General features: G+C 70.5%; 24 protein-coding genes and 2 pseudogenes. 10 read left to right on the forward strand and 16 right to left on the reverse strand.

Annotated elements, in window-relative coordinates:
* Positions 1 to 34: 34 nt before the first annotated feature.
* A complete protein-coding gene (locus tag OG780_RS37195; RefSeq protein WP_328455674.1) occupies positions 35 to 1,015 on the reverse strand; it encodes an endonuclease/exonuclease/phosphatase family protein in 981 nt (326 codons plus the stop codon).
* Between the two features lie 124 nt (positions 1,016 to 1,139).
* On the opposite strand from OG780_RS37195, the gene OG780_RS37200 reads away from it, so the two are divergent.
* Together OG780_RS37200 and ligD are read left to right on the forward strand one after the other, a co-directional pair.
* Positions 1,140 to 1,508 (forward strand): DUF6479 family protein, encoded by a 369-nt coding sequence (locus tag OG780_RS37200; RefSeq protein ID WP_328455676.1) that lies wholly within the window; start codon positions 1,140 to 1,142, stop codon positions 1,506 to 1,508.
* Entirely contained in the window at positions 1,505 to 1,876 is a 372-nt protein-coding gene (gene ligD / locus OG780_RS37205) for a non-homologous end-joining DNA ligase LigD (protein ID WP_328455679.1), read from the forward strand. The genes OG780_RS37200 and ligD overlap by 4 nt, the downstream gene beginning before the upstream one ends.
* Positions 1,877 to 1,922: 46 nt before the next feature.
* On the opposite strand, the gene OG780_RS37210 is transcribed toward ligD, so the two are convergent.
* From OG780_RS37210 to OG780_RS37220, 3 genes are read right to left on the reverse strand one after another with little or no spacing between them, the layout of a single operon-like run.
* Positions 1,923 to 2,921 carry an iron-containing redox enzyme family protein gene (locus OG780_RS37210; RefSeq protein ID WP_328455681.1) on the reverse strand — a complete coding sequence of 333 codons (999 nt, stop codon included), beginning with the start codon at positions 2,919 to 2,921 and terminating at the stop codon, positions 1,923 to 1,925.
* Positions 2,918 to 3,127, reverse strand: a complete 210-nt coding sequence (locus OG780_RS37215) for a CDGSH iron-sulfur domain-containing protein (RefSeq protein ID WP_326789496.1) — start codon at positions 3,125 to 3,127, stop codon at positions 2,918 to 2,920. The genes OG780_RS37210 and OG780_RS37215 overlap by 4 nt, the downstream gene beginning before the upstream one ends.
* Positions 3,111 to 3,782: a HemK2/MTQ2 family protein methyltransferase gene (locus tag OG780_RS37220; protein ID WP_328455684.1), complete on the reverse strand. Its 672-nt coding sequence runs from the start codon at positions 3,780 to 3,782 to the stop codon at positions 3,111 to 3,113. Before OG780_RS37220 ends, OG780_RS37215 begins: the two co-directional genes overlap by 17 nt.
* A gap of 228 nt (positions 3,783 to 4,010) precedes the next feature.
* Here OG780_RS37220 and OG780_RS37225 point away from each other — a divergent pair, with 228 nt between their 5' ends.
* From OG780_RS37225 to OG780_RS37240, 3 genes and pseudogenes are all read left to right on the forward strand, one after another.
* On the forward strand, positions 4,011 to 4,316 hold the full coding sequence (locus tag OG780_RS37225; RefSeq protein ID WP_328455686.1) for a hypothetical protein: 306 nt from the start codon (positions 4,011 to 4,013) through the stop codon (positions 4,314 to 4,316).
* Between the two features lie 246 nt (positions 4,317 to 4,562).
* A complete protein-coding gene (locus tag OG780_RS37235; protein ID WP_328455688.1) occupies positions 4,563 to 4,907 on the forward strand; it encodes a hypothetical protein in 345 nt (114 codons plus the stop codon).
* 153 nt (positions 4,908 to 5,060) lie between these two features.
* Positions 5,061 to 5,659 (forward strand): annotated as a pseudogene (locus tag OG780_RS37240) (TIGR03557 family F420-dependent LLM class oxidoreductase).
* Between the two features lie 207 nt (positions 5,660 to 5,866).
* Here OG780_RS37240 and OG780_RS37245 read toward each other — a convergent pair.
* A complete protein-coding gene (locus OG780_RS37245; protein ID WP_328455690.1) occupies positions 5,867 to 6,262 on the reverse strand; it encodes a helix-turn-helix transcriptional regulator in 396 nt (131 codons plus the stop codon).
* A 99-nt stretch (positions 6,263 to 6,361) separates the two neighbouring features.
* Between OG780_RS37245 and OG780_RS37250 the strand changes: the two genes are divergently transcribed.
* The gene (locus tag OG780_RS37250; RefSeq protein WP_328455692.1) at positions 6,362 to 7,147 is read left to right on the forward strand and encodes an ANTAR domain-containing protein; all 786 of its coding nucleotides are present in this window, start codon (positions 6,362 to 6,364) and stop codon (positions 7,145 to 7,147) included.
* 55 nt (positions 7,148 to 7,202) lie between these two features.
* On the opposite strand, the gene OG780_RS37255 is transcribed toward OG780_RS37250, so the two are convergent.
* From OG780_RS37255 to OG780_RS37290, 8 genes are all read right to left on the reverse strand, one after another.
* Positions 7,203 to 8,384 (reverse strand): acyl-CoA dehydrogenase family protein, encoded by a 1,182-nt coding sequence (locus OG780_RS37255; protein WP_328455694.1) that lies wholly within the window; start codon positions 8,382 to 8,384, stop codon positions 7,203 to 7,205.
* A 366-nt stretch (positions 8,385 to 8,750) separates the two neighbouring features.
* A complete protein-coding gene (locus OG780_RS37260; RefSeq protein WP_328455696.1) occupies positions 8,751 to 9,323 on the reverse strand; it encodes a TetR/AcrR family transcriptional regulator in 573 nt (190 codons plus the stop codon).
* Between the two features lie 280 nt (positions 9,324 to 9,603).
* Positions 9,604 to 10,515: an ATP-binding cassette domain-containing protein gene (locus OG780_RS37265; RefSeq protein ID WP_328455698.1), complete on the reverse strand. Its 912-nt coding sequence runs from the start codon at positions 10,513 to 10,515 to the stop codon at positions 9,604 to 9,606.
* An 8-nt stretch (positions 10,516 to 10,523) separates the two neighbouring features.
* On the reverse strand, positions 10,524 to 11,591 hold the full coding sequence (locus OG780_RS37270; RefSeq protein WP_328455700.1) for an ABC transporter permease: 1,068 nt from the start codon (positions 11,589 to 11,591) through the stop codon (positions 10,524 to 10,526).
* A complete protein-coding gene (locus OG780_RS37275; protein ID WP_328455702.1) occupies positions 11,591 to 12,610 on the reverse strand; it encodes a sugar ABC transporter substrate-binding protein in 1,020 nt (339 codons plus the stop codon). Before OG780_RS37275 ends, OG780_RS37270 begins: the two co-directional genes overlap by 1 nt.
* Before the next feature lie 197 nt (positions 12,611 to 12,807).
* The gene (locus tag OG780_RS37280; protein ID WP_328455704.1) at positions 12,808 to 13,314 is read right to left on the reverse strand and encodes an AraC family transcriptional regulator; all 507 of its coding nucleotides are present in this window, start codon (positions 13,312 to 13,314) and stop codon (positions 12,808 to 12,810) included.
* Positions 13,315 to 13,427: 113 nt separating this feature from the next.
* Positions 13,428 to 14,858 (reverse strand): sensor histidine kinase, encoded by a 1,431-nt coding sequence (locus tag OG780_RS37285; RefSeq protein ID WP_328455706.1) that lies wholly within the window; start codon positions 14,856 to 14,858, stop codon positions 13,428 to 13,430.
* A gap of 40 nt (positions 14,859 to 14,898) precedes the next feature.
* Positions 14,899 to 15,576 (reverse strand): response regulator transcription factor, encoded by a 678-nt coding sequence (locus OG780_RS37290; RefSeq protein ID WP_328455708.1) that lies wholly within the window; start codon positions 15,574 to 15,576, stop codon positions 14,899 to 14,901.
* A gap of 150 nt (positions 15,577 to 15,726) precedes the next feature.
* On the opposite strand from OG780_RS37290, the gene OG780_RS37295 reads away from it, so the two are divergent.
* Together OG780_RS37295 and OG780_RS37300 are read left to right on the forward strand one after the other, a co-directional pair.
* Positions 15,727 to 16,311: a hypothetical protein gene (locus OG780_RS37295; RefSeq protein ID WP_328455710.1), complete on the forward strand. Its 585-nt coding sequence runs from the start codon at positions 15,727 to 15,729 to the stop codon at positions 16,309 to 16,311.
* Between the two features lie 43 nt (positions 16,312 to 16,354).
* Positions 16,355 to 17,219, forward strand: a pseudogene (locus tag OG780_RS37300) (TIM barrel protein); the annotation flags it as partial.
* Positions 17,220 to 17,287: 68 nt separating this feature from the next.
* Here the strand turns inward: OG780_RS37300 and OG780_RS37305 are convergent.
* Positions 17,288 to 17,740: a hypothetical protein gene (locus tag OG780_RS37305; RefSeq protein ID WP_328455712.1), complete on the reverse strand. Its 453-nt coding sequence runs from the start codon at positions 17,738 to 17,740 to the stop codon at positions 17,288 to 17,290.
* 120 nt (positions 17,741 to 17,860) lie between these two features.
* Complete coding sequence (locus OG780_RS37310) at positions 17,861 to 18,193, reverse strand: hypothetical protein (RefSeq protein WP_328455714.1); 333 nt, start codon at positions 18,191 to 18,193, stop codon at positions 17,861 to 17,863.
* A 790-nt stretch (positions 18,194 to 18,983) separates the two neighbouring features.
* Here OG780_RS37310 and OG780_RS37315 point away from each other — a divergent pair.
* The gene (locus OG780_RS37315) at positions 18,984 to 19,385 is read left to right on the forward strand and encodes a hypothetical protein (protein WP_328458660.1); all 402 of its coding nucleotides are present in this window, start codon (positions 18,984 to 18,986) and stop codon (positions 19,383 to 19,385) included.
* Between the two features lie 484 nt (positions 19,386 to 19,869).
* Here OG780_RS37315 and OG780_RS37325 read toward each other — a convergent pair whose 3' ends face one another.
* Positions 19,870 to 20,904 (reverse strand): hypothetical protein, encoded by a 1,035-nt coding sequence (locus tag OG780_RS37325; protein WP_328455716.1) that lies wholly within the window; start codon positions 20,902 to 20,904, stop codon positions 19,870 to 19,872.
* 942 nt (positions 20,905 to 21,846) lie between these two features.
* On the opposite strand from OG780_RS37325, the gene OG780_RS37330 reads away from it, so the two are divergent.
* On the forward strand, positions 21,847 to 22,248 hold the full coding sequence (locus tag OG780_RS37330; protein ID WP_328455717.1) for a hypothetical protein: 402 nt from the start codon (positions 21,847 to 21,849) through the stop codon (positions 22,246 to 22,248).
* Positions 22,249 to 22,340 lie beyond the last annotated feature (92 nt).

Below are 22,340 nucleotides of genomic sequence, written 5' to 3' on the forward strand. Positions count from 1 at the left end.
TATGCCGGGCGATGCATGTGCCCCGGCGATGCCCTCAGCCCAATGTGATCCGGGCGATGACCGGCAGATGGTCGCTGCCAGTGGCGGGCAGGGTACGAAGGTGACTCACGGTCGCCGAGCGGGCCATGATCTGGTCGATCCGGGCCAGTGGGAACGCGGCGGGGAAACTGAAGGCGAATCCCCGTGCCGGCACGTTCATCTGTGAGGACAGCGGGGCCAGCCCGCGGTCGCCCACCGTGCTGTTGAGGTCGCCGAGGAGTATCACCGTGTGCAGTCTCTCGGCGGTGACGGCCTTGCCCAGCAGGCCGGCGCTTTCGTCGCGCCAGGCGGAGGCGAGGCCGGTTGCGTGGATACGGACCGAGGGCAGGTGCGCGACATAGACCGCGATCTCGCGGTGTCGGGTGTGGACCACGCCCCGTAGCCCGCGGCTCCAGGGCTCCGTGATCTCAGGAGGTTTGATGTGCACCTTCTGGACGTCGGTGAGCGGGTGTTGCGACCACAGCCCGACGGTCCCCACCACCGCGTGGTACGGATAGCGCGGGGCGAGCGTTCTCTCGTAGACCGGCAGCGCCGCGGGCAACAGCTCCTCCAGGGCGATGAGGTCGGGCTCGGCATCGGCCAGGGAGCGGGCCGTACCCGCGGGGTCGGTGTTCTCGTCGCCGGCGTTGTGCTGTACGACGACCAGGTCGTGCGCGCCGGGCTGTGCCTCGGGCAGCAGCAACCCGCCGCAAAGGTACGTCCAGGCCGCCGTCGGCAGCAGGAGGGCCACGAGCGCGAGCGCTGAGCGGCGCAGCAGCGCCAGGCCGAGCAGCACCATGATCACCAGGCCGGACCAGGGCAGGAACGATTCCAGCAGACTGCCCAGGTGTCCGGGGGTGTTCGGGACCAGCCGATGGAACGTCACCAGCACTGCGGTGAATACCGCCAACGTGGCGAGCACCCGCCCCCGGGTCCAGGACGACCGATCGCGGGGTGTCGCCGTCTTCGCCGCCGCACCGGGGTCCCGCTCACTCATGGCTTCCCATCCGCACGCCTCTTGCTCCGGCTCTTGCCTCCCAGGACGAGCCGCCTGGTGCATCCGGTTCTGCTCTTCGCGGCGAGATCCGTATGCAACTCATGGGGCGGGGTACTCGTCGCCCATGAACCCGACCTACGTCGAAACAGCCATGTCGAACGCGGCGGTGGGCACTCTCGGTGCGTTCATCGGAGGCCTTGTCGTCGTCGCGGTCTTGATGTGGGCCGTCCGGCTCGGTATCCGGGTGCGCCGGCGGGAGTCCGATCCCCCCAAGCCGCACGAGCATCCCCGGATGCCGGAGGGCGGACCCACCTACGAAACATCGGAGGTGCGGGAGCCGGATGAGGTTTCCGAGGCCATGGACGGGCGCGAGCGTCTGACTCCGCACGAGCTCCACAGTTCCGGCAGCAGGCGCAGCGAGGACCAGGCCCGCCCGCGCTGGAGTTCGGAATCGCGTGGCTCCTTCGGCAGCGGCGGCCCGGGAAACACATGAGTCCGGCATCGGCCGAATCTCGGGAATTCAAGGCCGGCGGCCGCACCGTACGGATCAGTCGGCCCGGCAAGGTGCTGTTCCCCGACGACGGCATCACCAAGGCCGACCTCGCTCGGTACTACCGCACCGTCGCCCACCGGATGCTGCCGCAGTTGTGCGGCCGTCCGCTGATGCTGGAGCGGCATCCCGACGGCATCGGCGATGTGTCGTTCATGCAGAAGGACGTGCCGGACATTCAGCGCGACGCCTACGCCAGCTTCACCCTGCGGGACATCTCCGCACGGCTTGAAGGCAACCCGTGGCAGAACGCGTTCCGACGGGGCCGTTCACTCGGCCCCGCAGGGCGCCGGCTCGACCGGCTGCGCTGACCGGACGACGCGTCCGGCCTGATGTGCCGGTCACCTGATGCGTCGCTCAGCCGTCCGGGCCGAGTGGAATCCGCAGCGCACTGCGTCGCTGCCTCCACGAGGCCAACAGGTGGGCCGCCAGCCGTTCTTCGAGGAAGCCGGTGACCCGGACGCCGAAGGCGACGTCGGGCTCGAGTTCGGGTTCGCTCGCCAGCAGACCGCCGACGACGTCCCGGCGTACCACTTGCTCGTGGACGGCGTCGGCCTCGACGTGCTCGTCGTAGAAGCGCTGCGCCGCCTTGCCGGCGCCGACCCTGCGCAGGGCGGCGGCCAGACGTCGGGACCCGGGTGAGGAGGTGACTTCCACCGCGGCGAAGTGTCCGACCAGAGCGCCCCGAAGGGCTCGGTGCAGGCCCAGCAGGGACATGAGATTGACCGTGGTGACCGCCTCGGTGGGGGCCGCGTCGACGTAATGGCCGTAGTCCGCGCACAGGCCGAGGTCGGCCATGAGGTCCGCGAAGAGCCGGGCGTGGACGTCCTCCTCGCGGCCGGCGCCGAACTCGTCGAACTCGACCGCCACCATGGCCGCCTTGGCGCGGCCGTACAGGCGTGGGACGACCCAGGCGTGCGGATCGGCCTCCTTGAGGTGGTACAGCGAGCGCAGGGCGGCGTACTCCCGCAGTTGCCACAGTTCGCCGTCGCGTTCGAGGAAGTGACCGACACTGGCTTCGTCGTGGCCGACCGGTTCGAGCAGCAGGGCTTCGAGGGCGTCGTCGGCATGCGGATCGGCGGTCACATCGTCGCGCAGGGCCTTCAGGAAGCGCAGTTCCAGAGACCGGCGCAGGGCCAGCAGCCCGGGGTCCCACTCTCGTTCGTCGCTCACCTCGGCGAAGCCGCGGTAGTGGAGTTCGTACAGCGTGTAGAGAGCGAGCTGTACGTCGTCACCGTACGGATCGGTGTCCTCCAGGCCGTGCGGGAGCGCGGGCAGCGGGGTGCCGTAGCGCAGGGTCGAGACGAGAGAGCGCGATATCTCGCCCCGCGGGGTCGGAAGGAGGGGGCCTCTCACGTCGTTTCCCGCCTCGCCCGGCGTCGGTGACTGGTGTCGCACCAGGGATAGGTCCGGCTGCGCCGGCAGGTGCAGATCGCCGCCCGGAAACGGCGGGAAGCCACGACCGTTCCGTCCTCCAGCACCACCTCGACCGGGCCCTCGACGAGAAGAGGGCCCTCGCGGTCCACGGTGACGCGGCGCGGTCGCTCAGGCTTGCCAGGCACGGATGACCACCAGCTCTTCCCGGTTGTCGTTCTCATCGGTGACCAGGCCCTGGCGTCGCAGCCAGGTCCGGCGCGAGTTCAGCACGGGGCCGAAGGGGACGAGGGCGCGGTCGGTGACCGCCGCCTCGAACCCCGCGCGGGCGAGCCGCCGCAGCGTCGGCCGCGTCCCGCACAGGGCGGAGTGGACGAGCAGCAGTACGCCACCCGCGCGCAGAGCGGCGGGCGCCTCGTCACAGACGCGGTTCACGAGGACACGACCGTCCGGCCCGGCGTCCCAGGCGCGTTCCGGGGACCGGGACGGCATCCGGAGCGCGGGGGACGGAACGTAGGGCGGATTGCTCACCACCAGGTCGTACGTCCGTCCGTGTACGGCCGCTGTGAGATCGCCGTGGCGAACGACGACGCGACGCCGTGCGAGGAGCGCGTTGAGGCGCGTGGTGAGAACGGCGCGCCAGTCGATGTCGACGGCCGTCACCCGCGCCCCCAGTCTCGCGGCCCGCAGGGCAAGGGCCCCGCTGCCGGTTCCCAGGTCGAGCACGTCGGTGGAGGGGCCCACGCGCTCCCGCGACAAGGCGTCCATCAGGAGCTCGGTGTCCCGTTGAGGCGCGTACACGCCGGGCGGCGTGATGAGCGGGACCTCGCCGGACATCCCCATGGGGCACCTCCATATCTCGGCATGTCCGATTGATGCCCATATCTGGGACTCTGTGCTCTGGGTTCCCTTCGAATGGAGGCCTACACGCGATCTTCGTGGCGGTCTTCGCGGACGGATCGGGCTCGTGGCTGACCGGCACCGGGGCGGTCCGGCGGTCATCGGCATCATCGTGAGGCAGAGGGGTACTTGCGCCTGACGCCACGCCCCGCGCGAGGAAGTGAGGACGCCGTGAACGAGCGCCACCCGGATGGCCCTGGAGCCTGTGGTGGGCCGATACCGAAGCCCGTACCGAGGGATCTGCCCGACCAGCAGGCCACACCCGACGAAGACCCGTGGGACGCCGTCGGCGTGCCGAAGAAGTGGACCGAGGGCGAGGGGCCCGAGGCGGAGAATTCCGGTGCACAGGGCTCCGGGGACGAGATCCCGGACCCGGAGATCCCCGACACGGACGAGGCCGGCACCGGGCGCAGAGGTGCCCCGCACTCCGGCAGCGCCCGCCCGGAACATCCCGTGCCCGACGAACCGTCCGCCTGACACGCCGGCGTGCCGTGGGAGCCCGGCCGGGTGAGGCTGGGACGGCCCCTGACCGTGGCAAGAGCCGGCCGCCCGGAAGGGGCGCCGCGGCCGCGGCGCTGGCCGGAGGACGCTGCCGGCCAGTCGCCGTGCTCGCGCTGCTCGCAGGGTCGGCCTGCACCCGCTTCGGGGTCTTCGCGGCGGGCATCGCCTCCGCGGAGGACCCGAAGTACACCGTCGTACCGCAGCGGAAAGGAGAGTGACCCGATGGTCACCGTGTCCCTCACCGGAGTGTCCAAGGAGGACGTCGCGACCGTGTTCGGCGTCCTGCGGACGGCCTTCCCGACCGACCGGCCCGCCGCCGACGTCCCTCACGAGCAGCCGGGCGACCGTCCTCCCGTGTGGAGCGCGGACTTCGATCCGACCGAGGAACGCATCCCGACCGGTCCCACCCCTCTGGAGGGATCGGTCAGCGCCACGTTGCAGGGCGGCTACGTCGCCGTGGACCGGCTGCGTGAGGCTTTGAGCGGCGCGTTCGCCGTTCAGGAACAGGGCACGGCGTCGGGAGACCAGGAGAAGGAGGTCGACCTTCGACTCCGGACGAAGCGATAGGACCTGCGACTCCGGACGAAGCGACAGAGCGACAAAGCGGCAGTGTCGGAGAGGCGCAAGAACACGCGGCGCTGCCACGGGGTTCCGCCGCCGACCGGGCCTCGGGATTTCCGGCCCACCCCGGCGGCGCCCGGCCACGAGGAGGAGAGCGGCATGGTGCGGATCGGGTGCACGACGATGACGGAACAGGCCGGCCCGCGTGAGCTCGTCGGTCATGTGACCGGAGCCGAGCGCGCCGGCTTCGACTTCTCCGTCACGTCCGACCACTACTTCCCCTGGCTGGACTCCCAGGGACACGCCCCGTACGCGTGGAGTGTCCTCGGCGCCGCCGCGCAGGCCACCGAACGCATCCCCATCTGATGACGTACGTGACGTGCCCGACGACCCGCTACCATCCCGCGGTGGTCGCCCAGAAGACCGCCACCGTGCAACTCCTTTCCCAGGGACGCTTCCGCCTGGGGCTCGGCTCCGGCGAGAACCTCAACGAGCACGTGGTGGGCGGCGGATGGCCGGTCGACTCCGAACTGCCCGGCCCCGGAGGATTCGCCGGCGCGACCCAGTTCGTACGGCCCGAGGACGTGACCGGGTCCATTCCCTGCGGAGACGACGTGGACTCCGTGGTCGACGCCGTACGGCCCTTCGTCGAAGCGGGGTTCACCGAGGTCGCGCTCGTCCAGATCGGCGGCGACCACCAGGAGCCGTACCTGGAATGGGCCGAGCGGAAGCTGCTTCCCGCCCTGCGTGACCTGTGAGACGGCGAGGACACCAGCGATGACCACGGGACCCCGCCGACCTCCTCGACCACCTGGAGACCGGCGTCTTCACGGACAGGGAATGACGGAAGCGGCCCGGGACAGCCAGGTTCGGGGTACTCGCTTTCCTGCCACCGCACCGGTCGGCGCCCTGCCGGGAGCGACCGTGCTCCGGCGGGCGAGGTGCTGACCGGGCCGTACGGAACCCTACGAGGCCGCTGTGCTGTCGTCGCGAGTGAACACACCGGACTGATCGGACGCGGACGGCTCCGTACGTTGCCCGAGCGGGGCTTCGGGGGAGCTCTCGTGCTGGTCGAGAGCCGCCAGGAGGTCGGCCACCGTCAGGCCCGAGTCGGCCGGGTGCCGAAGGCTGGTCCCGGGCTGGATGTGGTAGAGGTTCGTGCGCCCTCGCCGGGTGTGGTCCAGATAGCCGTCCTGCTCCAGATCGGCAATGATCTTCTGGACTGCCCGCTCCGTGAGCCGACACCGTGCGGCGATGTCGCGGATACGCGTGCCTTGCGCCCCGGAGGCGATCGCGGCGAGGACTCGTGCGTGGTTGGTCAGAAACGTCCAGCCGCTGTGTCCCTCGGGTACCTCAGTCATCCCCCCAGAGTAGGCCTCTTCATTCACGCATTCAAAAGGGTGAAAGAGAGTTCATGTATCTCTTGACGTGTAACCGGGTCGAGGGCGAACCTGTATGCCATGCGAGAACATCCGCTCTCTCCCCCTGAGGGAAGCGGGGACGGAGCCGCCCACGGTGCACTGGCCTGCGGCGCCAGGGTGGGAGGCGCGTCGCCCTTCCTCGAGACCGCCGCGTATCCCGCCGGCTCACGGACGCTCGTCGTCGTCGCCGGTGAGATCGACATCGATACCGCGCAACCGCTGCAACACAGCCTGTGCGCCGCCCTGGCCCAGGCGCGCCAGGGACTGGATCTCGACCTCGCGCGGGTCGACTTCTGCGACTGTTCCGGCCTCCGGGTCCTGTTGCACCTCCGGAGCCTTGCTCTCGCCCAGGGCAAGACGGTCCATGTCGGCGCGGCTGGACACGCGGTCGAGCGGCTGCTCATGCTCACCGGCACGGCACCTCTGTTCGCGCCCTCGAACGGTGCCGGTCCGCACCTGGACGGGAAGTACGAGAAGGACCTGCGCGCCGAGGTCGTCGACCTGAGACGGGCGATGCGGAGCAGGCCGGTCATCGACCTCGCCCGCGGGGTCCTGATGGCCTCGTTCGGCCTGAGCGACGAAGACGCCTGGAGTGTCCTCGTCGAGGTGTCCCAGCGCGGCAACACCAAACTGCGCCTCATCGCCGAGGAGTTGGTCGCGGCCGTCACCGGCGATCCGCTGCCCGACCATCTGAAGCAGCGGATCTCCGCGGCGGTCGCCGAGATCTCCGACGACCCGCAATCACCTTGTCGGCACCGGCGCCGTGACTGGGTTCCGCCCGCCGTCCGAGCCGCGTCCCTGGAGGGCCGCAGACCATCGGCATGACCGCTCCCCGGTGACCGAGTCCCGGCGGCGACCCGGTCGCCGGGGAGGCAGGACCCTACTTCCCCGCGCCGCGCACCCGGAGGCTGCCGCGGTCGCTCTCCTTCAGGCCGCGGCCGATGATCAGGCGCTGGATCTGGTTGGTGCCCTCGAAGATCTGCATGACCTTGGCCTCGCGCATGTAACGCTCGACCGGGAAGTCACGGGTGTAGCCGGCGCCGCCCAGAACCTGGACCGCGTCGGTGGTGACCTTCATGGCGTTGTCGGTGGAGATCAGCTTGGCGATCGACGCCTCGGACTGGAACGGAAGTCCCTCGTCCTTGAGCCGGGCGGCGGCGAGCGTGGTGGCCCGGGAGACCTGCACCGCAGCGGCCATGTCGGCGAGGACGAAGGCCAGTCCCTGGTGCTCGATGATGGGCCGGCCGAACGTCTCCCGCTCCCGTGAGTAGCGCAGCGCGTGGTCCAGCGCTCCCTGGGCGAGGCCTGTGGCGACCGCCGCGATACCGAGCCGTCCGCAGTCCAGTCCGGCGAACGCGATCCTGAGCCCCTCGCCTTCCTCGCCGAGCCGGCGGCTCGCGGGGACACGCACGTTCTCCAGGCGAACCGTCGCGGTGGCGGACCCGGTCAGGCCCATCTTCTGCTCCGGGGGGTCGGCCACTACGCCGGGTGTGTCGGCAGGGACGAGGAAGCAGGAGATGGCGTGCGAGCCCTCGTCGGACGTACGGGCCATGACCGTGTAGAAGTCCGCGTACCCACCGTGGGTGGTCCAGGCCTTCGCGCCGTTGAGTACGTAGTCGTCGCCGTCCCGTACCGCCCGCGTGCGCATCGCGCCCGGGTCGGAACCGGCATGGGCCTCGGACAGACAGTAGGCGCCGAGCAGCTCGCCGCCGAGCATGTCCGGGAGCCACTCCTTCTTCTGGTCCTCGGTGCCGAACTCGGCGAGGGCGAAGCAGGACAGCGCGTGTACCGAGACGCCTACCGCCACGCTCGCCCACACGGCGGCGATCTCCTCCAGCGCCTGGAGGTAGACCTCGTAGGGCTGCTCGCCCCCGCCGAACGCCTCGGGGTAGGGCAGGCTGAGCAGCCCGGCCCGTCCGAGCGTGCGGAAGACCTCGCGGGGAAAGCGTCCCTCGGCCTCGGCCTCGGCGACGCGCGGGGCGAGCTCCTTCTCGGCGAGCTCGCGGGTCAGGGCGATCAGGTCGACGGCTTCCGGCGTGGGGAGGGTGCGGGTCGCGGGCATGGCATGTCCTCGGTGGTGGCGGTTCGCCGGACGATATTGATACGCCAGGCGATACAACAGTATCGTTTTTGGTACCACCAGGCCATGTGGACCGTCGATGGATTCGCTCCTGCGGTGACCGGACGATGGGCCCTGTGTGCGTGATGTCCTGTACGTGGTGGGTCGGGCTGTGGCCGGCCGGCTCTGTGGGGGCAGGGGCAGGGGCGGGCGCGGGCGCGGGGATGGGGTGCCGGCGGCCGTGGGGGTGCGGACGCGTGGGCCGTCGCCTCGGGGCGTGGGTGGCTGTCGCGACGCCGGTCTACGCCGCTCGACGGGGACGTCGGGGTGGACGGCGCCAGAGGCGGACGGCGTCAGTGCGAGGCGGTGTCAGGGCGAGACGGCGTGCACGATGAGCGAGGCCAGCTCGGCGTAGGCCTCGGCGTCGTTCAGTCCGGTGCGCGCGGCGACCTCGCCGCGCTGGATCTCCTGCATGGTCGCGGCCACGACCTCGCCCACGAACGCGGCATGGACGTCACGGAACGCCCCGGCGGCCACACCGTCCGCGATCAACTGCCGGATCCTGCCCGCGGCGAGGCGCGTATTGGCCTCGTACACCTCGCGGGCCGGCTCGAACTGGGCCATGTCGTCGAGGAACTGCCGGGAGAGCGGCCGCAGCTGCTCGGCGACCGCGTTCAGGTAGGCCACCACGCGTTCGGACGGCGCGGAGGTGTCGGCCACCTGCTTCTCGACGGCCTGTGCGGCCTCCCGGAAGTAGTGCTTCACCGCTTCCCGTACCAACTCCTGCTTGCTGCCCGCGAGTTGGTACAGCGTCGTCTTCGAGCAGTGCAGCCGGTCGGTCAGCTCGTCGAGCGTGAACGCCGCGAAGCCCTCCGCCACCAGCAACGCGACCAGCCGCTCGAGCAGGTCGGTCTGGCGCGCGGTACGACGTGTGGACGGCATGATCTCAGCGTAACCGTTCCTCCATCACAGTGACCGCCGCCCCTCCAGGAGCCGTGATCACGGGGCCGAAGGCCCGCTGTCCTGGCCGACGGCCGCCAGGGAGGTCCTGCGGGCGCGGCCGGTCGGAGCCGCTCACGCACCCGGGAACCGGTCCGGGCAAATCGGTCTGGGCAACCGGTCCTGGAGCCGGTCGGGTCGGGGACGGCCGGGCGGTGTCGCGGTCGTCCGCCCCCGGCCGGTGGTCCCTCGACGCGTCGGGCGCGGGCCGGACGGGGGAGTGTCAGGGCGCCTCCTCGGGGGAGACGGGTGCGGGCGCCCCGAGGTCCTCCGCCTCCGGGAGGCGCTGAACGTCGACCCCGCGTACCTGAGCCAACTCGTGCTTGAGCGCGGCCAGTTCGGCGCCACCCGCCATGTGGTCGGTGAGCTCCTCCAGGCCGACTTCCCCGCGGTCGGCGCTGAGTTCGAGCGTGCCCAGCCGCAGCACGCTGAAGTGGTCGCCGACCATGTACGCGTGGTGCGGGTTGTGGGTGATGAAGATGACGCCGAGGCCGCGGTCGCGGGCGGCGGCGATGTACTTGAGCACGACTCCGGACTGTTTGACGCCGAGCGCGGCGGTCGGTTCGTCGAGGATGAGGACGCGGGCGCCGAAGTACACCGCGCGGGCGATGGCCACGGACTGGCGCTGCCCGCCGGAGAGCGTGCCGACCGGCCGGTCGAGGTCGTCGAGGACGATGCCCATGTTGCGCAGTTCCTGGTCGGCGGTCCGCCTCATCCGGGCGATGTCGAGCCGGCGTACGGGCCAGGGGCCCTTGGTCAGCTCGGAGCCGAGGAAGAAGTTCCGCCACACCGGCATCAGCGGCACCGTCGCGAGGTCCTGGTAGACGGTCGCGATGCCCTTGGCGAGGGCTTCGCGCGGAGTGCTGAACCGTACCGCCGTGCCGTCCACGAGGAACTCGCCCTCGCTGTGCCGGTGCAGCCCCGAGATGATTTTGATGAGGGTGGATTTCCCGGCGCCGTTGTCGCCGAGGACGCAGGTCACCCGGCCGGGACGGACGGAGAGGGACACGTCGTGGAGAGCGCGGATGTTGCCGTACGACTTTCCCGCGCCGCGCAGTTCGACGATCGCGGCGCCGCCGTCCCCGGGCGGGGTGTCCGGGCGGGTACCCGCGGCTGCGGATCCGTTGTCTGCCATGGGTCGGTTCACCTCCGGGTCGCCGTGCGGCGGACCCACAGATTGACGAGCGTGGCGCCGAGCAGCATCACGCCGAGGAAGGCCTTGAACCAGTCGGGGTTCCAGCCGGCGTAGACGATGCCCTGGTTCACCATGCCGAACATGAAGGCGCCGAAGACCGGGCCGATCGCGGAGCCGTAGCCGCCGGTGAGCAGACAGCCGCCGATCACCGACGCGGCGATGTAGATGAGTTCCTGGCCGACACCCTCACCCGACTGCACCGTGTTGAACGAGAACAGTTCGTGCATGCCGACGAACCAGGCGCCGAAGCCGACCGCCATGAACAGCGTGATCTTGGTGAAGGTCACCGGTACGCCGACCGCGCGGGCGCTGTCCTGGTCGCCGCCGACCGCGAAGACCCAGTTGCCGTACTTGGTGCGCAGCAGCACCCAGGTGGCGAGGGCCGCGAAGACGAGCCACCACACGACCGTGATCTTCACCTGGACGTCGCCGACGCCGAACGACGAGGCGAAGATCTTCTTCGCCTGGCCGAAGCCGTCCATGTCGCTGATGTCGTCGGTGGCGACGTTGTCGGTGACCAGTTTGGTGACGGCGAGGTTGACGCCCTGCAGGATCAGGAAGGTCCCGAGCGTCACCAGAAAGCTGGGCAGTCCGGTGCGGACCATCATCCAGCCGTTGAACGCCCCGATCGCGAGCGAGAGGACGAGCGCCACCACGACACCCGCCCACACGTTCATGGTGAACTGGTAGCTGAGCATGCTCGCCGTCAGCGCCGAGGTGATCACCGCGACCCCGGCGGACAGGTCGAACTCGCCGCCGATCATCAGCAGGGCCACGGGCAGGGCCATGAGGCCGATCGTCGACGACTGGTAGAGCACGGTCGCCATGGAACCGCCGGAGCGCACCGACGGCGCCGCGATCAGGAAGAAGACGAACACGGCGGCGGCGCCGAGGAACACCCCGACCTCGGGCCGGGCGAGCAGCCGCAGCGCCAGGGGGCGCCGCGCGGCCCGCCCGCCGGCCGTGCGAGGGCCGGGGGCCGGCGGCGCGGTCGCCGTCGGCCCGGCCGTGCTCATCACCGAGTGCCCTTCGTGGCGTACTTGGCGACGACGTCGACGTTGCTCTTGTCCACGAACGCCGGACCGGTGAGCACCGGCTGCTCGCCGCCACCGCTGTAGTTGCCGTTGTTCTTGTAGAGCCACAGCGAGTCGATTGCCAAGTAGCCCTGGAGGTAGGGCTGCTGGTCGACGGCGAACTGGATGGTGCCCTTGCTGATGGCGCCCGTGAGTTCCTTGTTGAGGTCGAAGGTGGCGATCTTCGCCTTGCTGCCGGCTTCACTCACCGACTGCACCGCGGTCAGGGCGTACGGGGCGCCCAGCGCGACGACGTAGTCGATCGCCGGGTCCTGCTTGAGCTTCGCGGTGATCGTGGACTTCACGGACGGCATGTCGGTGCCGTTGACGTACAGGTTCACGGTCGTGCCGCTGAAGGTCTTCTTCACGCCGTCGCACCGCTGGGTGAGGCCGATGTTGCCCTGTTCCTGGATCACACAGACGGCCTTCTTGGCGCCCTCCGCGTTCAGCTTCTTGCCGAGTGCCTCGCCCGCGACGGTCTCGTCCTGGCCGAAGAACTCCGTCAGGCCCAGCTTCTTCCAGTCGCTCAGGCCCGAGTTGAGGCCCACGACGGGTATGCCGGCCGAAGTCGCCTTGCTCACCACGTCCTTCATGGCGCCGGGCTTGGCCAGGGTGATGGCGATGCCGTCGACCTTCTGGTCGATCGCGTTCTGCACCAGGCCGGCCTGGTCGCCCGCGTTCGGGTCGTGCGCGTAGACGAGATCGATGTTGTCCTTGGCGGCCGCGGCCTCGGCGCCCTTGCGGACGATGTCCCAGAACGTGTCGCCGGGCGCCTGGTGGGTGACCAGCGCGACCGTCATCCGCGGTGTGTTCGCCTTGCCCGCGGTGCCGCCGTCCCCGCTCTCCTCGGCCTTCTTGCCGCCTGAACTGCTGGAACACCCCGAGGCGAGCAATAAGGCCGCGGCGGTCAGGGCGATGAGCGGGGTGATTCTCCGTGAACGGGGATGAAACGTGCGATCCATCTCTGCAGCACCTCACTGTGCGACCGGGGCCTGTGTATCTCCTCCCGTACATCCCCAGCATCAGGCGCATCACGCATGTGAACGGAACCGGATCGATCGGCAACGCCCTTGACCGGGGCCCGACTTGAGATCACTTTCGGCAGCGGGTGTCCGGGGCGTCGGGCGTTGCTCCGCGACCGCCCTCGCCGCTTCGGCCGTCATTCCTCCTGCGATTTGCCCATGCCTGCGCGGTAGTTACCGGGGGTGATGCCCACCGTCTGGGCGAAGGTCTGGACGAAGGCGCTGGTCGTCGCCCATCCGCAGGCGTGGGCGGTGCCGGTGACGGTGGCGCCCTCGGCGAGCATGACCATCGCGGTGAAGATCCGGGCGCGGGTGCGCCATTGGGGGAAGGTCATGCCGAACTCGTCGCGGTAGAGGCGGGAGAGGGTGCGCTCGCTGGTGTGCACGCGGCCGGCGAGCCGGGCCAGGGTGCAGGGCTGGTGCAGGTCTTCTTCGACGAGGCGGCAGGCTTCGGCCAGTCGTCGGTCGCGGGCGGCGGGCAGGACAATGGGCTGGGCTGTCACGCGGCGCAGTCGGTCGCGCAGCACTTCTTCGATGTGCCGGGTCGCACTCGCGGTACTGGCCACCGTGCCGGTGCTCGCGATGCTGCTCTCCGCCTTCTTGCGCGAACCGGTCCAGGACGAACCGGTGCCCGCCGAGGACACACCCCTCACCGCCCCCTGACGTTCCGATCAGACGCACGCCGGCGCGCCCGGCCCGGTGCGCGGGCAGCCGCGTACCCGACGAGCTGCGCCGCCGATGCGAGTGCCACCCGCCGTCATACCCGGGTGCTGGTGGAGAGGCGGGTGCGGAACGTGGTGCCGTCCGGGGTGTCGAGGACAGTGATCGTGCCGCCGTGGAGGGCGGCGATGTCCAGAGCGATGGGCAGGCCGAGACCGGTGCCGCCGTCGTCGCGGCTGCGGGCGTCGTCGAGGCGGGCGAACCGTTCGAAGATCTTCTCCTGGTCGGCGGGGGCGATCGGGGGGCCGTCGTTGGTGACGTCCAGGACGGCGTCGCCGTTCTCCGGGTCGGCCGACAGCCGCACCGTGACGGTGTGCCGGGCGTGGCGCTGGGCGTTGTCGAGGAGGTTGGTCAGCAGTCGGCCGATCCACAGGGCGTTGCCGGGAACGGTGACGTCGTCCGGGGCGTGGAGCGTGACCGGGTGGGAGTCGGTGGAGCGAACCGCCACGGTGCTGCGGGCGAGTTCGACGAGGTCGACGGGTTCGGTGGGCCGGCTCTGTCCGGTGGCGTCGAGGCGGGCGAGCAGCAGCAGGTCGGCGGAGAGTGCCTGGAGCCGCTCGGTGTCCTGGAGGGCGCCCGCCACCAGGGTGTCGCGCACTTCCGGATCGGGGTGGGTGAGGGCGACCTCCAACTGCGTGCGCAGTACCGCGAGGGGGCTGCGCAGCTCGTGTGAGGCGTCGGCGATGAACTGGCGCTGCCGCGTACCCGCGGCCTCCAGCCGTTCGAGCATGGCGTTCATGGTGTCGGCGAGGCGGGCGATCTCGTCGTCGCTGCGCGGGGCGGGGACCCGGCGGTCCAGGGCGCGGTCGCCGATGGCGGCGACCTCGGCGCGGATGGCCTCGACCGGCCGCAGCGCGCGGCCGGTCGTACGCCAGGTCAGGACACCGACGGTGGAGATCAGCAGGGCGCTGAGGGCGGCGAGAGCCGCGGCGGTGACGTCCTCGGCGGCGTCGGCGGTGCGCAGTGAGGCCCCGACGTGGATGGTGACCACCTGGCCGGTGGGGCTCGTGGTGGTGACCGTGGTGACGCGCTGGTGGTGTTCCTCGCCGAGGGCGTCGAGGTTGTACGTCCGGTGGCCGTTGTGGGTGCCGGTGGGTGTGAGCGCGGGGCGGCCGGTGAGGTTCTGGCTCTGCGCTACGACCTTTCCGTGAGCGTCGACGACCTGGATGAAGTCGGCTCCGGGGCCGAGCGTCACCGGTTGGGGCAGGCGTCCGGTCGCGGCGAGGCGGGCGACGTCCTTGGCCTGCGCGCGGCCCCCGGTCTCCACGGTGCGTTCGAGGTTGCCCCGCAGCAGCAGCAGGACGGCGGCCGACGTGGCGAGCAGGACGACGGCCACGCTCGCGCACGCGGCGAGGGTGGTGCGGGTACGGACCGAGCGCGGCGCCAGCCGACGGATCAGCGCGGCCGCACGGGGTCGTCCGGTGAGGCGGCGCAGCGCGGCACGGACCCGGTGGCGCGCCGCGCGCACGATCCCGGGACGCTTTGGTTTCCGCGTGGTCGGATCCGGCTCAGCCACCGTCGGCCGCCAGTCGGTATCCGGCGCCTCGGACGGTCTGTACCGCCGCCCGCCCGAACGGTGTGTCGATCTTGCGTCGCAGGGCGCTGACGTGGACCTCGACGGTGTTGGGGTCGCTGTCCGCGCCGCTGTCCCAGACCTCGTCCAGGATCTCCCGCTTGGAGACGGCCTCCCCGGCCCGCCGGGCGAGGTGGTCAAGCACGGCGAACTCGCGCGGGGTGAGCGGGACGGAGACGCCCCCGCGGGTGCAGGTGCGGGCGGCGGAGTCGACCACCAGGTCGCCCAGCACGGTGCGTCTCGGGGCCCGGGTGCCGATCCGGCGGGCGAGCGCCCGCAGGCGGGCTACGAGCACCACGAAGGAGAAGGGTTTGGACAGGTAGTCGTCGGCGCCGGTGTCCAGCGCCTCGGCCTCGTCCCACTCGCCGTCCTTGGCGGTGAGCATGAGGATGCCGACGTTGCTGCCGGTGGCCCGCAGGCGCTGGCACACCCGGTAGCCGTTGAGGCCGGGCAGCATGATGTCGAGCACGACCACGTCGTAGGCGCGCTCGGTGGCTTTGGTGAGCCCGGTGAGGCCGTCGTGGGCGACGTCCACGCTGAAGCCCTCGGCCGTCAGACCGTGCTGAAGCGCCAGGGCCAGCCGGCGCTCGTCTTCCACCACCAGTACGCGCATGCCCCCAGGGTGGCAGGTCGCCGGGCGGGGAAGGCGCCAAGCTGAAGGCACCTTCAGGTCTTCAGGAAGTCTTCAGCAGCCGCCAGCGATGCTGTGCCCGGACGACCGGGCACAGGGCCCGGACCTTTCCGGGAGATCGGGGTGGGCACAGTGAGCGAATCCGTAGGTGCGCAGGAGCCGCAGGAACGGCCGGACGAGGACGGTCCGGGTACGACGGGGACGAAGCCGGCCGGCAGGCGCCTGCCGGGCGGCCGCAGGGCGCGCTGGGCCGTGGCCGGCGCGGCGGCCGTGGTGGTGATAGGCGGCGGCGTCGCCGCGGCGATCCACCACCACGAGGAGGACGGCCGCGGGGAGCGCAAGATGGTGCCCGCCGGCGCGCACGAGTGGCGTGGCGGGTTCGGGGCCGAGCCCGAAGGCCGTGACGGGCACGACGGCTTGAGGCAGCGCGAGGGCCGGATCCTGGACGGCGAGGGCGGCTCACGTGGCGAGGACGGCCCTGAGCTGTCGGCCGGCGAGGCTCCGGCCCCGCTGCCCTCGCTCTCCGCGGCGGACGCCGTGGACAAGGCCGCCTCCGCGGTCAAGGACGGCAAGGTCGAGTCGTTGGCGCCGGTCACGGAGCAGGGCGGCGGCCGGGCCTGGCGGATCGTGGTCGTCGGCCCCGATGGGGTGCGGCACGTGGTGACCGTCGACGGCACCGGCGGCACGGTGACCGGCAACACCGTCCTGGGCGGCTGAACCGGATGACCCGAGCGGCGCGGCCCCGGCCGCGCCGCATAGGCCCGCCGCCGAGTTCGCCCGCACTCTGCGCCGCGCCCGCCACAAGTTCGAACTCATGCGACGCCTCGGCGCGGACACCGTCCTCGTCTACTCCAGCGTTTTCCCGCTCGCCCTCGACGACGACCTCGCTGCCGAGCAGTTGAGCGGGCTCGCCGACCTGGCCCAGGAGTTCGGCATCCGCGTCGTCTACGAGGAGCTCGCTTGGGGCCGCCACATCAGCACCTACGACCACGCCTGGCACGTCGTCGAGTCCGCAGGCTATCCCGCCCTCGCCACCTGCCTGGACACCTTCCACATCCTCTCCCGCGGCAGCAACCCCAAGGGTAGCGAGGACATCCCCGGGGAGAAGATCTTCTTCCTCCAACTGGCCGACGCATTGCTGCGCGCGATGGACGTACTGCAGGGGAGCCGCCGCTACCACTGCTTCCCTGGCCAGGGCGGCTTCGACATCGCCGGCATGCTGCGGCACGTGCTGCGCATCGGCTACGACAGTCCCTCCCTCAAGGTCTTCAACGACGTCTTCCGCCAGGCGGAAGCGGCACCGACGGCCCTCGACGCTCACCGCTCCGTGCTGGCCCTCCAAGAGGGCCGCCGGGATCACCCAACTGCCGCCGCCGGATGTCCCGTCGGGCATCGTCTTCGCCGAACTGGCCACCCCGACGCCCAGCCGGTCGCCACGGTGCTCGGCGCGCTCGGCTTCACCCGCACCGCACGGCACCGCGGCAAGCTGGTTGGCCTCTGGAAGCAGGGTGAGGCCCGCATCCTGGTCAATACCGGCACCGCCGCGCGCCCGCGAGAGCGCCGCGCTCGCCGCAATCGGCCTGGAGCCACCCGACCCGCCCCGTCGGGGAGGCGGGGCGGCGAAGGGAGTGTGGGACCAGCATCGGGCTGTGGCGCAGCACGGGCCGCACCCGGCCGGAGTCGAGACAGTTGTTCAGTGGGCGGGGTCGTGCATGGTCGGGAGGAAGGACAGGAATACACCACGGCAGTGGAGCTGTACGAGCAGCTCCGCGTAGGCGTCGTTGCCCGTGGTGATGGCTGTTCGTGCGATGGCGACGATGCCGTGCGCGAAACCCTGCGCCGCGTACAGGCAGGTTTCGCCGAACCCCACCCGGTGGCCGATCGGGGGAGCCTGGCCGAGGTCGGCGAAGGAGACCCGCGTGACGTGCCATCCCTTGTGCTGTACATGCGCTTCGATCAGCTCCAGGTCCGCTTGCCGCTCACCGCCGGGCCCGGCCAGCACGTATGGGGCGGCGCGTACCGTGCGGCGCGCACGGGCGGCCGCGGCGATGATGTCCGCCTCGTAGCGCCTGCGCAGGATTTCCAGGCGCACATCGTCAGGCCGGGGAGTGGCGGAGGGCGCCGGATGTCGGCTGGGTGTGGTCATGTCGTGTTCCCTCACGGTGGTGCCCCTGCCGCCGGCATGCCTGGTTGGTTGTCCGGGTGCGAGGGGTGGAACCGCGTGCGATGGAGGGTCCGGGGCGTTCGCCGCCACCGCACGCGGAGATCAGGCGATCGTGCTCAGCACGGATCCGAGAAGTTCCTCATGTGGCGTGGGGCCGGGCTGGAACCTGCCGAGAAAGTCGGCCAGCGGCCAGGACGGCACAAGGCGGTCCCCGCGGCAAGGGCGCAGCCAGTACGGGCCAGGTGGCTCCGTCTGCAGCATCGGTGGCAGAGCGAGTTCGTACGGGCTGCCCAGACATGCGCCGTACCGGTGGGGCTCCCAGCTCTCGTGCGTGCCCGGGGGAACGAGCCAGATGAGCCAGTTCCGTTCGGGGTCCTCGATGACCGGCCCGCAGGCGTCGGGGCGCTGACCGGGAACGTACTGAACTTGATCCATGAGGTCCACGACGGCATAGGCCTCAGGACCGGACGCGGTCACCACGATGTCGAAGAACCGGCCGCCTAACGGTAAGTGGAGCACTCGTCCCTGTTGGAGATCCATATGGTCACGATGCAGATATAAAGGCCACGGTTAGGGCCACGGCCAGCCCGACCACAGTCCCGACCATGAGTCCCACGGGGCAGCCAGTGGCAACCCCGACGCACGCCACGAGCCCGCCAGCGGTCACGCTCATACCGCCCCGCCGTATCGCACGCGGATGCGCACAAGGGCACCATCAGACCCACAAGGGCGACTTACACATCCGAAGACCCGGCTGTACGCAAGACAACGCCGAACTCTTGCAGCCGAACCGCGCAACCGCTGAACGCAACCTGACTACGCACAACCTTCGTCCGGTCGCTGTGGCACCGCTGCGCATCGTGCCGGGGAGGCATGGTCGGCCCGAGGACCCCGGCCACGGCAACGGGAAGGGCGCATTGCCGACTGTCCGACCCCAGTGGGCGGAGTGGCCGCACCGCGGCCAGCGCGCATGGCTTGTTCGCTCGCACGGAGTCGATGTGCGCGTCGCCGTGTCGAGTTGGTCGTCGTTCGAGATACCTCCGCTCACGCGGAGCCGACGAGAATGCGGAAGAGGAAATGCGCCGGGCGTGGCCGGGGGAGCGACAGTTTGACGCTGACTCCGGTGAAGCCGCAGCGGAAACATGACCGAGCCCCGAGTTCGCTCCGCTTCCCGCCGATGCCGTAGCTGTCGGTCGATCGTCACCCTGCGTCGGTGCTCTGCGTCATGATGACCGGCGTGAACACCAAGATACTGATTGACGTCTGGCAGCGGCTTCTCGCCGACCCTCGCAAGTCGTGGGTGCTGTTCGAGCATGGCACCTGTGTCGTGCTGACCGCTCCGGAAGGGGAGCTTGCCGAACAGGCCACCGACCTCCTGAAGGAGTTTGGCCCGGCGCATGCGGGATCCTCGGCAGGCGATTTCGGGGTGATCGACCTCAAGGAGGTCGAGGGATGGGTTGTCACGGGGCATCACAACGACGTTCTCACCTATGTCGGCCCTGATGAGCCTCAGGACCAGTCGAACATCGCTGTCGGGCTGTTCGGACGTTCCAAGCGCCACCGGGACGGCACTGAGCTTCACGTCGTCCACGTCGAGGACAACCGAGGCGCAGCGGACCCATCGTAAGTACCGCGCTTTGTCGCTGGTGGTCGCCGGGGGCACATCAGCTACGGCCAGCCGGGGATCATTTGGTGCTTCGCGTCGCCGCAGCCATAGGAACGGAAGTCCGAGCGGTCTGGGTCTCGGCGTCCGGCCGCGGTGAGACGTCGACGCCGAGCACCGGGCGGCTGCCAGCGGCGGGCGGCGGTGGCAGGCTGGCCAGCGCGGTCCGCAGCCGGTCGGCGTCCAGGCGGCCTTGCCCAACGCGCCGTACAGGGCCTCGTGCCCGCGCCGGTGTTCTGGGGTGAGTGCCAGGTCCACCGGAGTCTTCACCGATCCGTCGGTGCACGGTGCACGGTGCCGCGTCCGTCAGCTCACTTAGCGCGGCGGGCCGTCCGGTCAGGGAGTCGTACCCGGGGAGAGCGCGGTGAGGACTTGCGGGCGCGCTGGCCTTCGCCGAACGCCCGGTGGGCGGGGCGCGGTAGCAGGCTTGGGCACATCAGCGGCCTGTTCACTCAGTCAGCGGCGCTGGGCCCACGGGTCGTCGTACCCCACTGGATCGGGCTGTTCGGGGTGGAGCATCTCTCGGACGCAGCGCCGCAGTCCGGTCTCGTCGGATCCGCCGGCAGCGGCCATCCAGGGCAGGGCGTTCATGGCGTGGCGCGCTCGTCGGTCGCGAGGTCGTCGACAGCGGCGCGCAGGTCGGCAGGGGCGGGTTCGTCGGTGAGGCAGAGCCAGCCGATCGCGGTGGCCAGCCGGACCTCGGGCACTTGTGCCCGTTCTGCCACCGCTCTCGCATCCACGCGGTGGTCGGCGGGTGCGGGCGGGTGTGGGTGGCTTCGGCGGTGGCGAGAACCAGGGCGGCGCGGACGATCGGGTCCTGCTCGGCGGCGAGCCGGGTGCGGAAGGCGGCACGCACCGCGGGGTCGGTGACGGTGACGGTGGCCAGGGTGTAGGCGGCGCGGGTCCGGATTGCGGGGTCGGGGTCGTCGAGGAGGGGTTGCAGGAGGGTGGTGTCGGCGGTGATCGCGGCCCGGGCGGCGGTGACCGACCAGCCCGTCGGGTAGCCGGTCACCTCGACGCCGTAGTCGTCGTAGAGGTCATGTTCAGTGTCGGCGCGATGGAGCAGCAGTCCGTCACGGGAGGCGATGCCGAAGTAGCGGGCGCGAGCCGGGGAGGAGACTTCGGCGAGTGCGTCGGCACGGCATGGATGGCGCGGGTCGGCGCCAACGCGGATCAAGAAAGGCACGACGAGCGCGGCGGCGGCCCGCATGCCGTTTGCGCACATGCCGTCCACAACGCCCGTTCCGGCATGGACGGACGAGCGGCCGGCAGGAAGCAGGAGAACGGCCACCCTGACGCGGTCCCCCTTTGGGAAGTGCTCCCAGGGGACTTCGTCGAGCAGGAATCCGTCCTTGGCCTCGGGTCGGATGGCGGCCACCACAGCCCGCATGTCGAAGGGCCCGCCTGCGAACGAGGTCAGGTCCGCGCCGTCCGTCAGCGCCCGGCACATCGCGACCGCCTGATCGGTTCGCCACTCACCCACGTCACACCGTCCCAATGCCGAGTCTGATCGGAGCCGACCACGCCCGAGAGGACCGACATCGGTGAGGATGCAATTGGGCCCGGATATCCGGTAGCCGGAGCTCAGGACTCAGCGGTGTGCTGAACCGAGGTACGTGCCGACGTCCTGACCGCCCCCGCGCTCCCGACCGGACGTCGCTGTCGGGGAGTTGTGCGGCGAGCCGGGTGCGTTACAGGCAGCGTGACGACTTCGGCGCGGCCTCGGACTGCGACATTTGTTGCGTCAACTCCTGCGTCATCTGGTGCCGTTATCAGTTACAGCATCTCCTGCGCGGTTTTGAGAGTCCGTCCGTATCTGTACAGGTCATCAGGCATTTTTGGCATGGTCGGGTCGCTGACATCCCCGTGCGACCGCCTTTGCCCCATGCCCTGAATGGAGTTGAGGAGTGGGAGCGGATGGGCGGCGCGGACGCAGCCGGGATCGGAGCGCACTTGTCGGTGTTGCGCATCGGGCGGAGCCGCGGCGCTTGGGCCGCCGCAGGCGCGGCAGCCAGACGGTTGCGGTCAGTCCCCATGTCGGCAAGTGCTGATCGAGATGGCGCAGCCGGCCTCCTGACGCAAGCCGGAGGTGGGGCTTCGGCAACGGGCCGGGGCGGCACGGATGAGTTCGCGCGCCGATCCTGGCTCGGGGACCTCCCACTGCCTGCGGTCACCGGGCCCCTGGCCGCTTCCAGTGGACCTCCTCCCTTTGGGCGTCGCCCAACCGTTGCGCTGGCTTTAACTCGTCCAGGGCCTCTTCTTTGGCCAGTACTGGGTCACGTTGCTTTCGGCGCGGCGTCGGCGTCGCGGCGCCAATTGACGGCCCGGAGGGCTGCAGTGATCGCGCGTGGCGGCGCCGCAGGCGCTCTGTCGGCATGCGGGGCGGCGGGTGTGTACTGGGGGCTTGTCGCATCGAGGGGGAAGCGTGCCGCGAACGCCAGATCCGGGAGCACCCGAGACGGCGCAGGAGGAGGAGGAGCCCTGGCTGGACAGTCGCGAGGTCGCCGAGCTGTGGCCGGTGCGTGAGGAGTGGCTGCCGGGGGCCGCTGGTCGTGCGGATGTCCGCGTCCGCCAGTACGGCGGGGAGAGCCGGGGCACGTACGGGGCGGCGCCGACATTTTACTCCTATCACCCCGGGGATGTGCGACGGGCCGCGACGGCTATCGCCGAAGGTCGCGTCGACATCCCGTCGGCCTGGCGCACGGACACTCCCGACGGTCGGCGGGCGGAGTACTGGAGCAGATTCCGATTCCGTCTCACCTGCGCGGTCGTCCTGGCCTGGGCCCTTCTCCTCCTGGGGCTGGCGATCTACGCCATGGTGTCCTGAACCCTGATTCGGCGGGCAACGGATCCAGGTCGGTCGGCGGCTCGCTACGTCGCCCGGCATCCGGGGCAGCCTGCGCCGAGCGACGCCGTCGA

Origin of the sequence: Streptomyces sp. NBC_00386 (assembly GCF_036063235.1) — a bacterium.
GTDB lineage: Bacteria > Actinomycetota > Actinomycetes > Streptomycetales > Streptomycetaceae > Streptomyces.

Bases quoted from the DNA above. Each gene is read 5' to 3' on its own strand.
- OG780_RS37195 (WP_328455674.1), bottom strand. From the start codon at position 1,015: ATGAGTGAGCGGGACCCCGGTGCGGCGGCGAAGACGGCGACACCCCGC.
- OG780_RS37200 (WP_328455676.1), top strand. From the start codon at position 1,140: ATGAACCCGACCTACGTCGAAACAGCCATGTCGAACGCGGCGGTGGGC.
- OG780_RS37270 (WP_328455700.1), bottom strand. From the start codon at position 11,591: ATGAGCACGGCCGGGCCGACGGCGACCGCGCCGCCGGCCCCCGGCCCT.
- OG780_RS37290 (WP_328455708.1), bottom strand. From the start codon at position 15,576: ATGCGCGTACTGGTGGTGGAAGACGAGCGCCGGCTGGCCCTGGCGCTT.
- OG780_RS37310 (WP_328455714.1), bottom strand. From the start codon at position 18,193: ATGGATCAAGTTCAGTACGTTCCCGGTCAGCGCCCCGACGCCTGCGGG.
- OG780_RS37260 (WP_328455696.1), bottom strand. From the start codon at position 9,323: ATGCCGTCCACACGTCGTACCGCGCGCCAGACCGACCTGCTCGAGCGG.
- OG780_RS37315 (WP_328458660.1), top strand. From the start codon at position 18,984: ATGATGACCGGCGTGAACACCAAGATACTGATTGACGTCTGGCAGCGG.
- ligD (WP_328455679.1), top strand. From the start codon at position 1,505: ATGAGTCCGGCATCGGCCGAATCTCGGGAATTCAAGGCCGGCGGCCGC.
- OG780_RS37275 (WP_328455702.1), bottom strand. From the start codon at position 12,610: ATGGATCGCACGTTTCATCCCCGTTCACGGAGAATCACCCCGCTCATC.
- OG780_RS37265 (WP_328455698.1), bottom strand. From the start codon at position 10,515: ATGGCAGACAACGGATCCGCAGCCGCGGGTACCCGCCCGGACACCCCG.
- OG780_RS37250 (WP_328455692.1), top strand. From the start codon at position 6,362: ATGCGAGAACATCCGCTCTCTCCCCCTGAGGGAAGCGGGGACGGAGCC.
- OG780_RS37235 (WP_328455688.1), top strand. From the start codon at position 4,563: ATGGTCACCGTGTCCCTCACCGGAGTGTCCAAGGAGGACGTCGCGACC.
- OG780_RS37255 (WP_328455694.1), bottom strand. From the start codon at position 8,384: ATGCCCGCGACCCGCACCCTCCCCACGCCGGAAGCCGTCGACCTGATC.
- OG780_RS37220 (WP_328455684.1), bottom strand. From the start codon at position 3,782: ATGGGGATGTCCGGCGAGGTCCCGCTCATCACGCCGCCCGGCGTGTAC.
- OG780_RS37305 (WP_328455712.1), bottom strand. From the start codon at position 17,740: ATGACCACACCCAGCCGACATCCGGCGCCCTCCGCCACTCCCCGGCCT.
- OG780_RS37245 (WP_328455690.1), bottom strand. From the start codon at position 6,262: ATGACTGAGGTACCCGAGGGACACAGCGGCTGGACGTTTCTGACCAAC.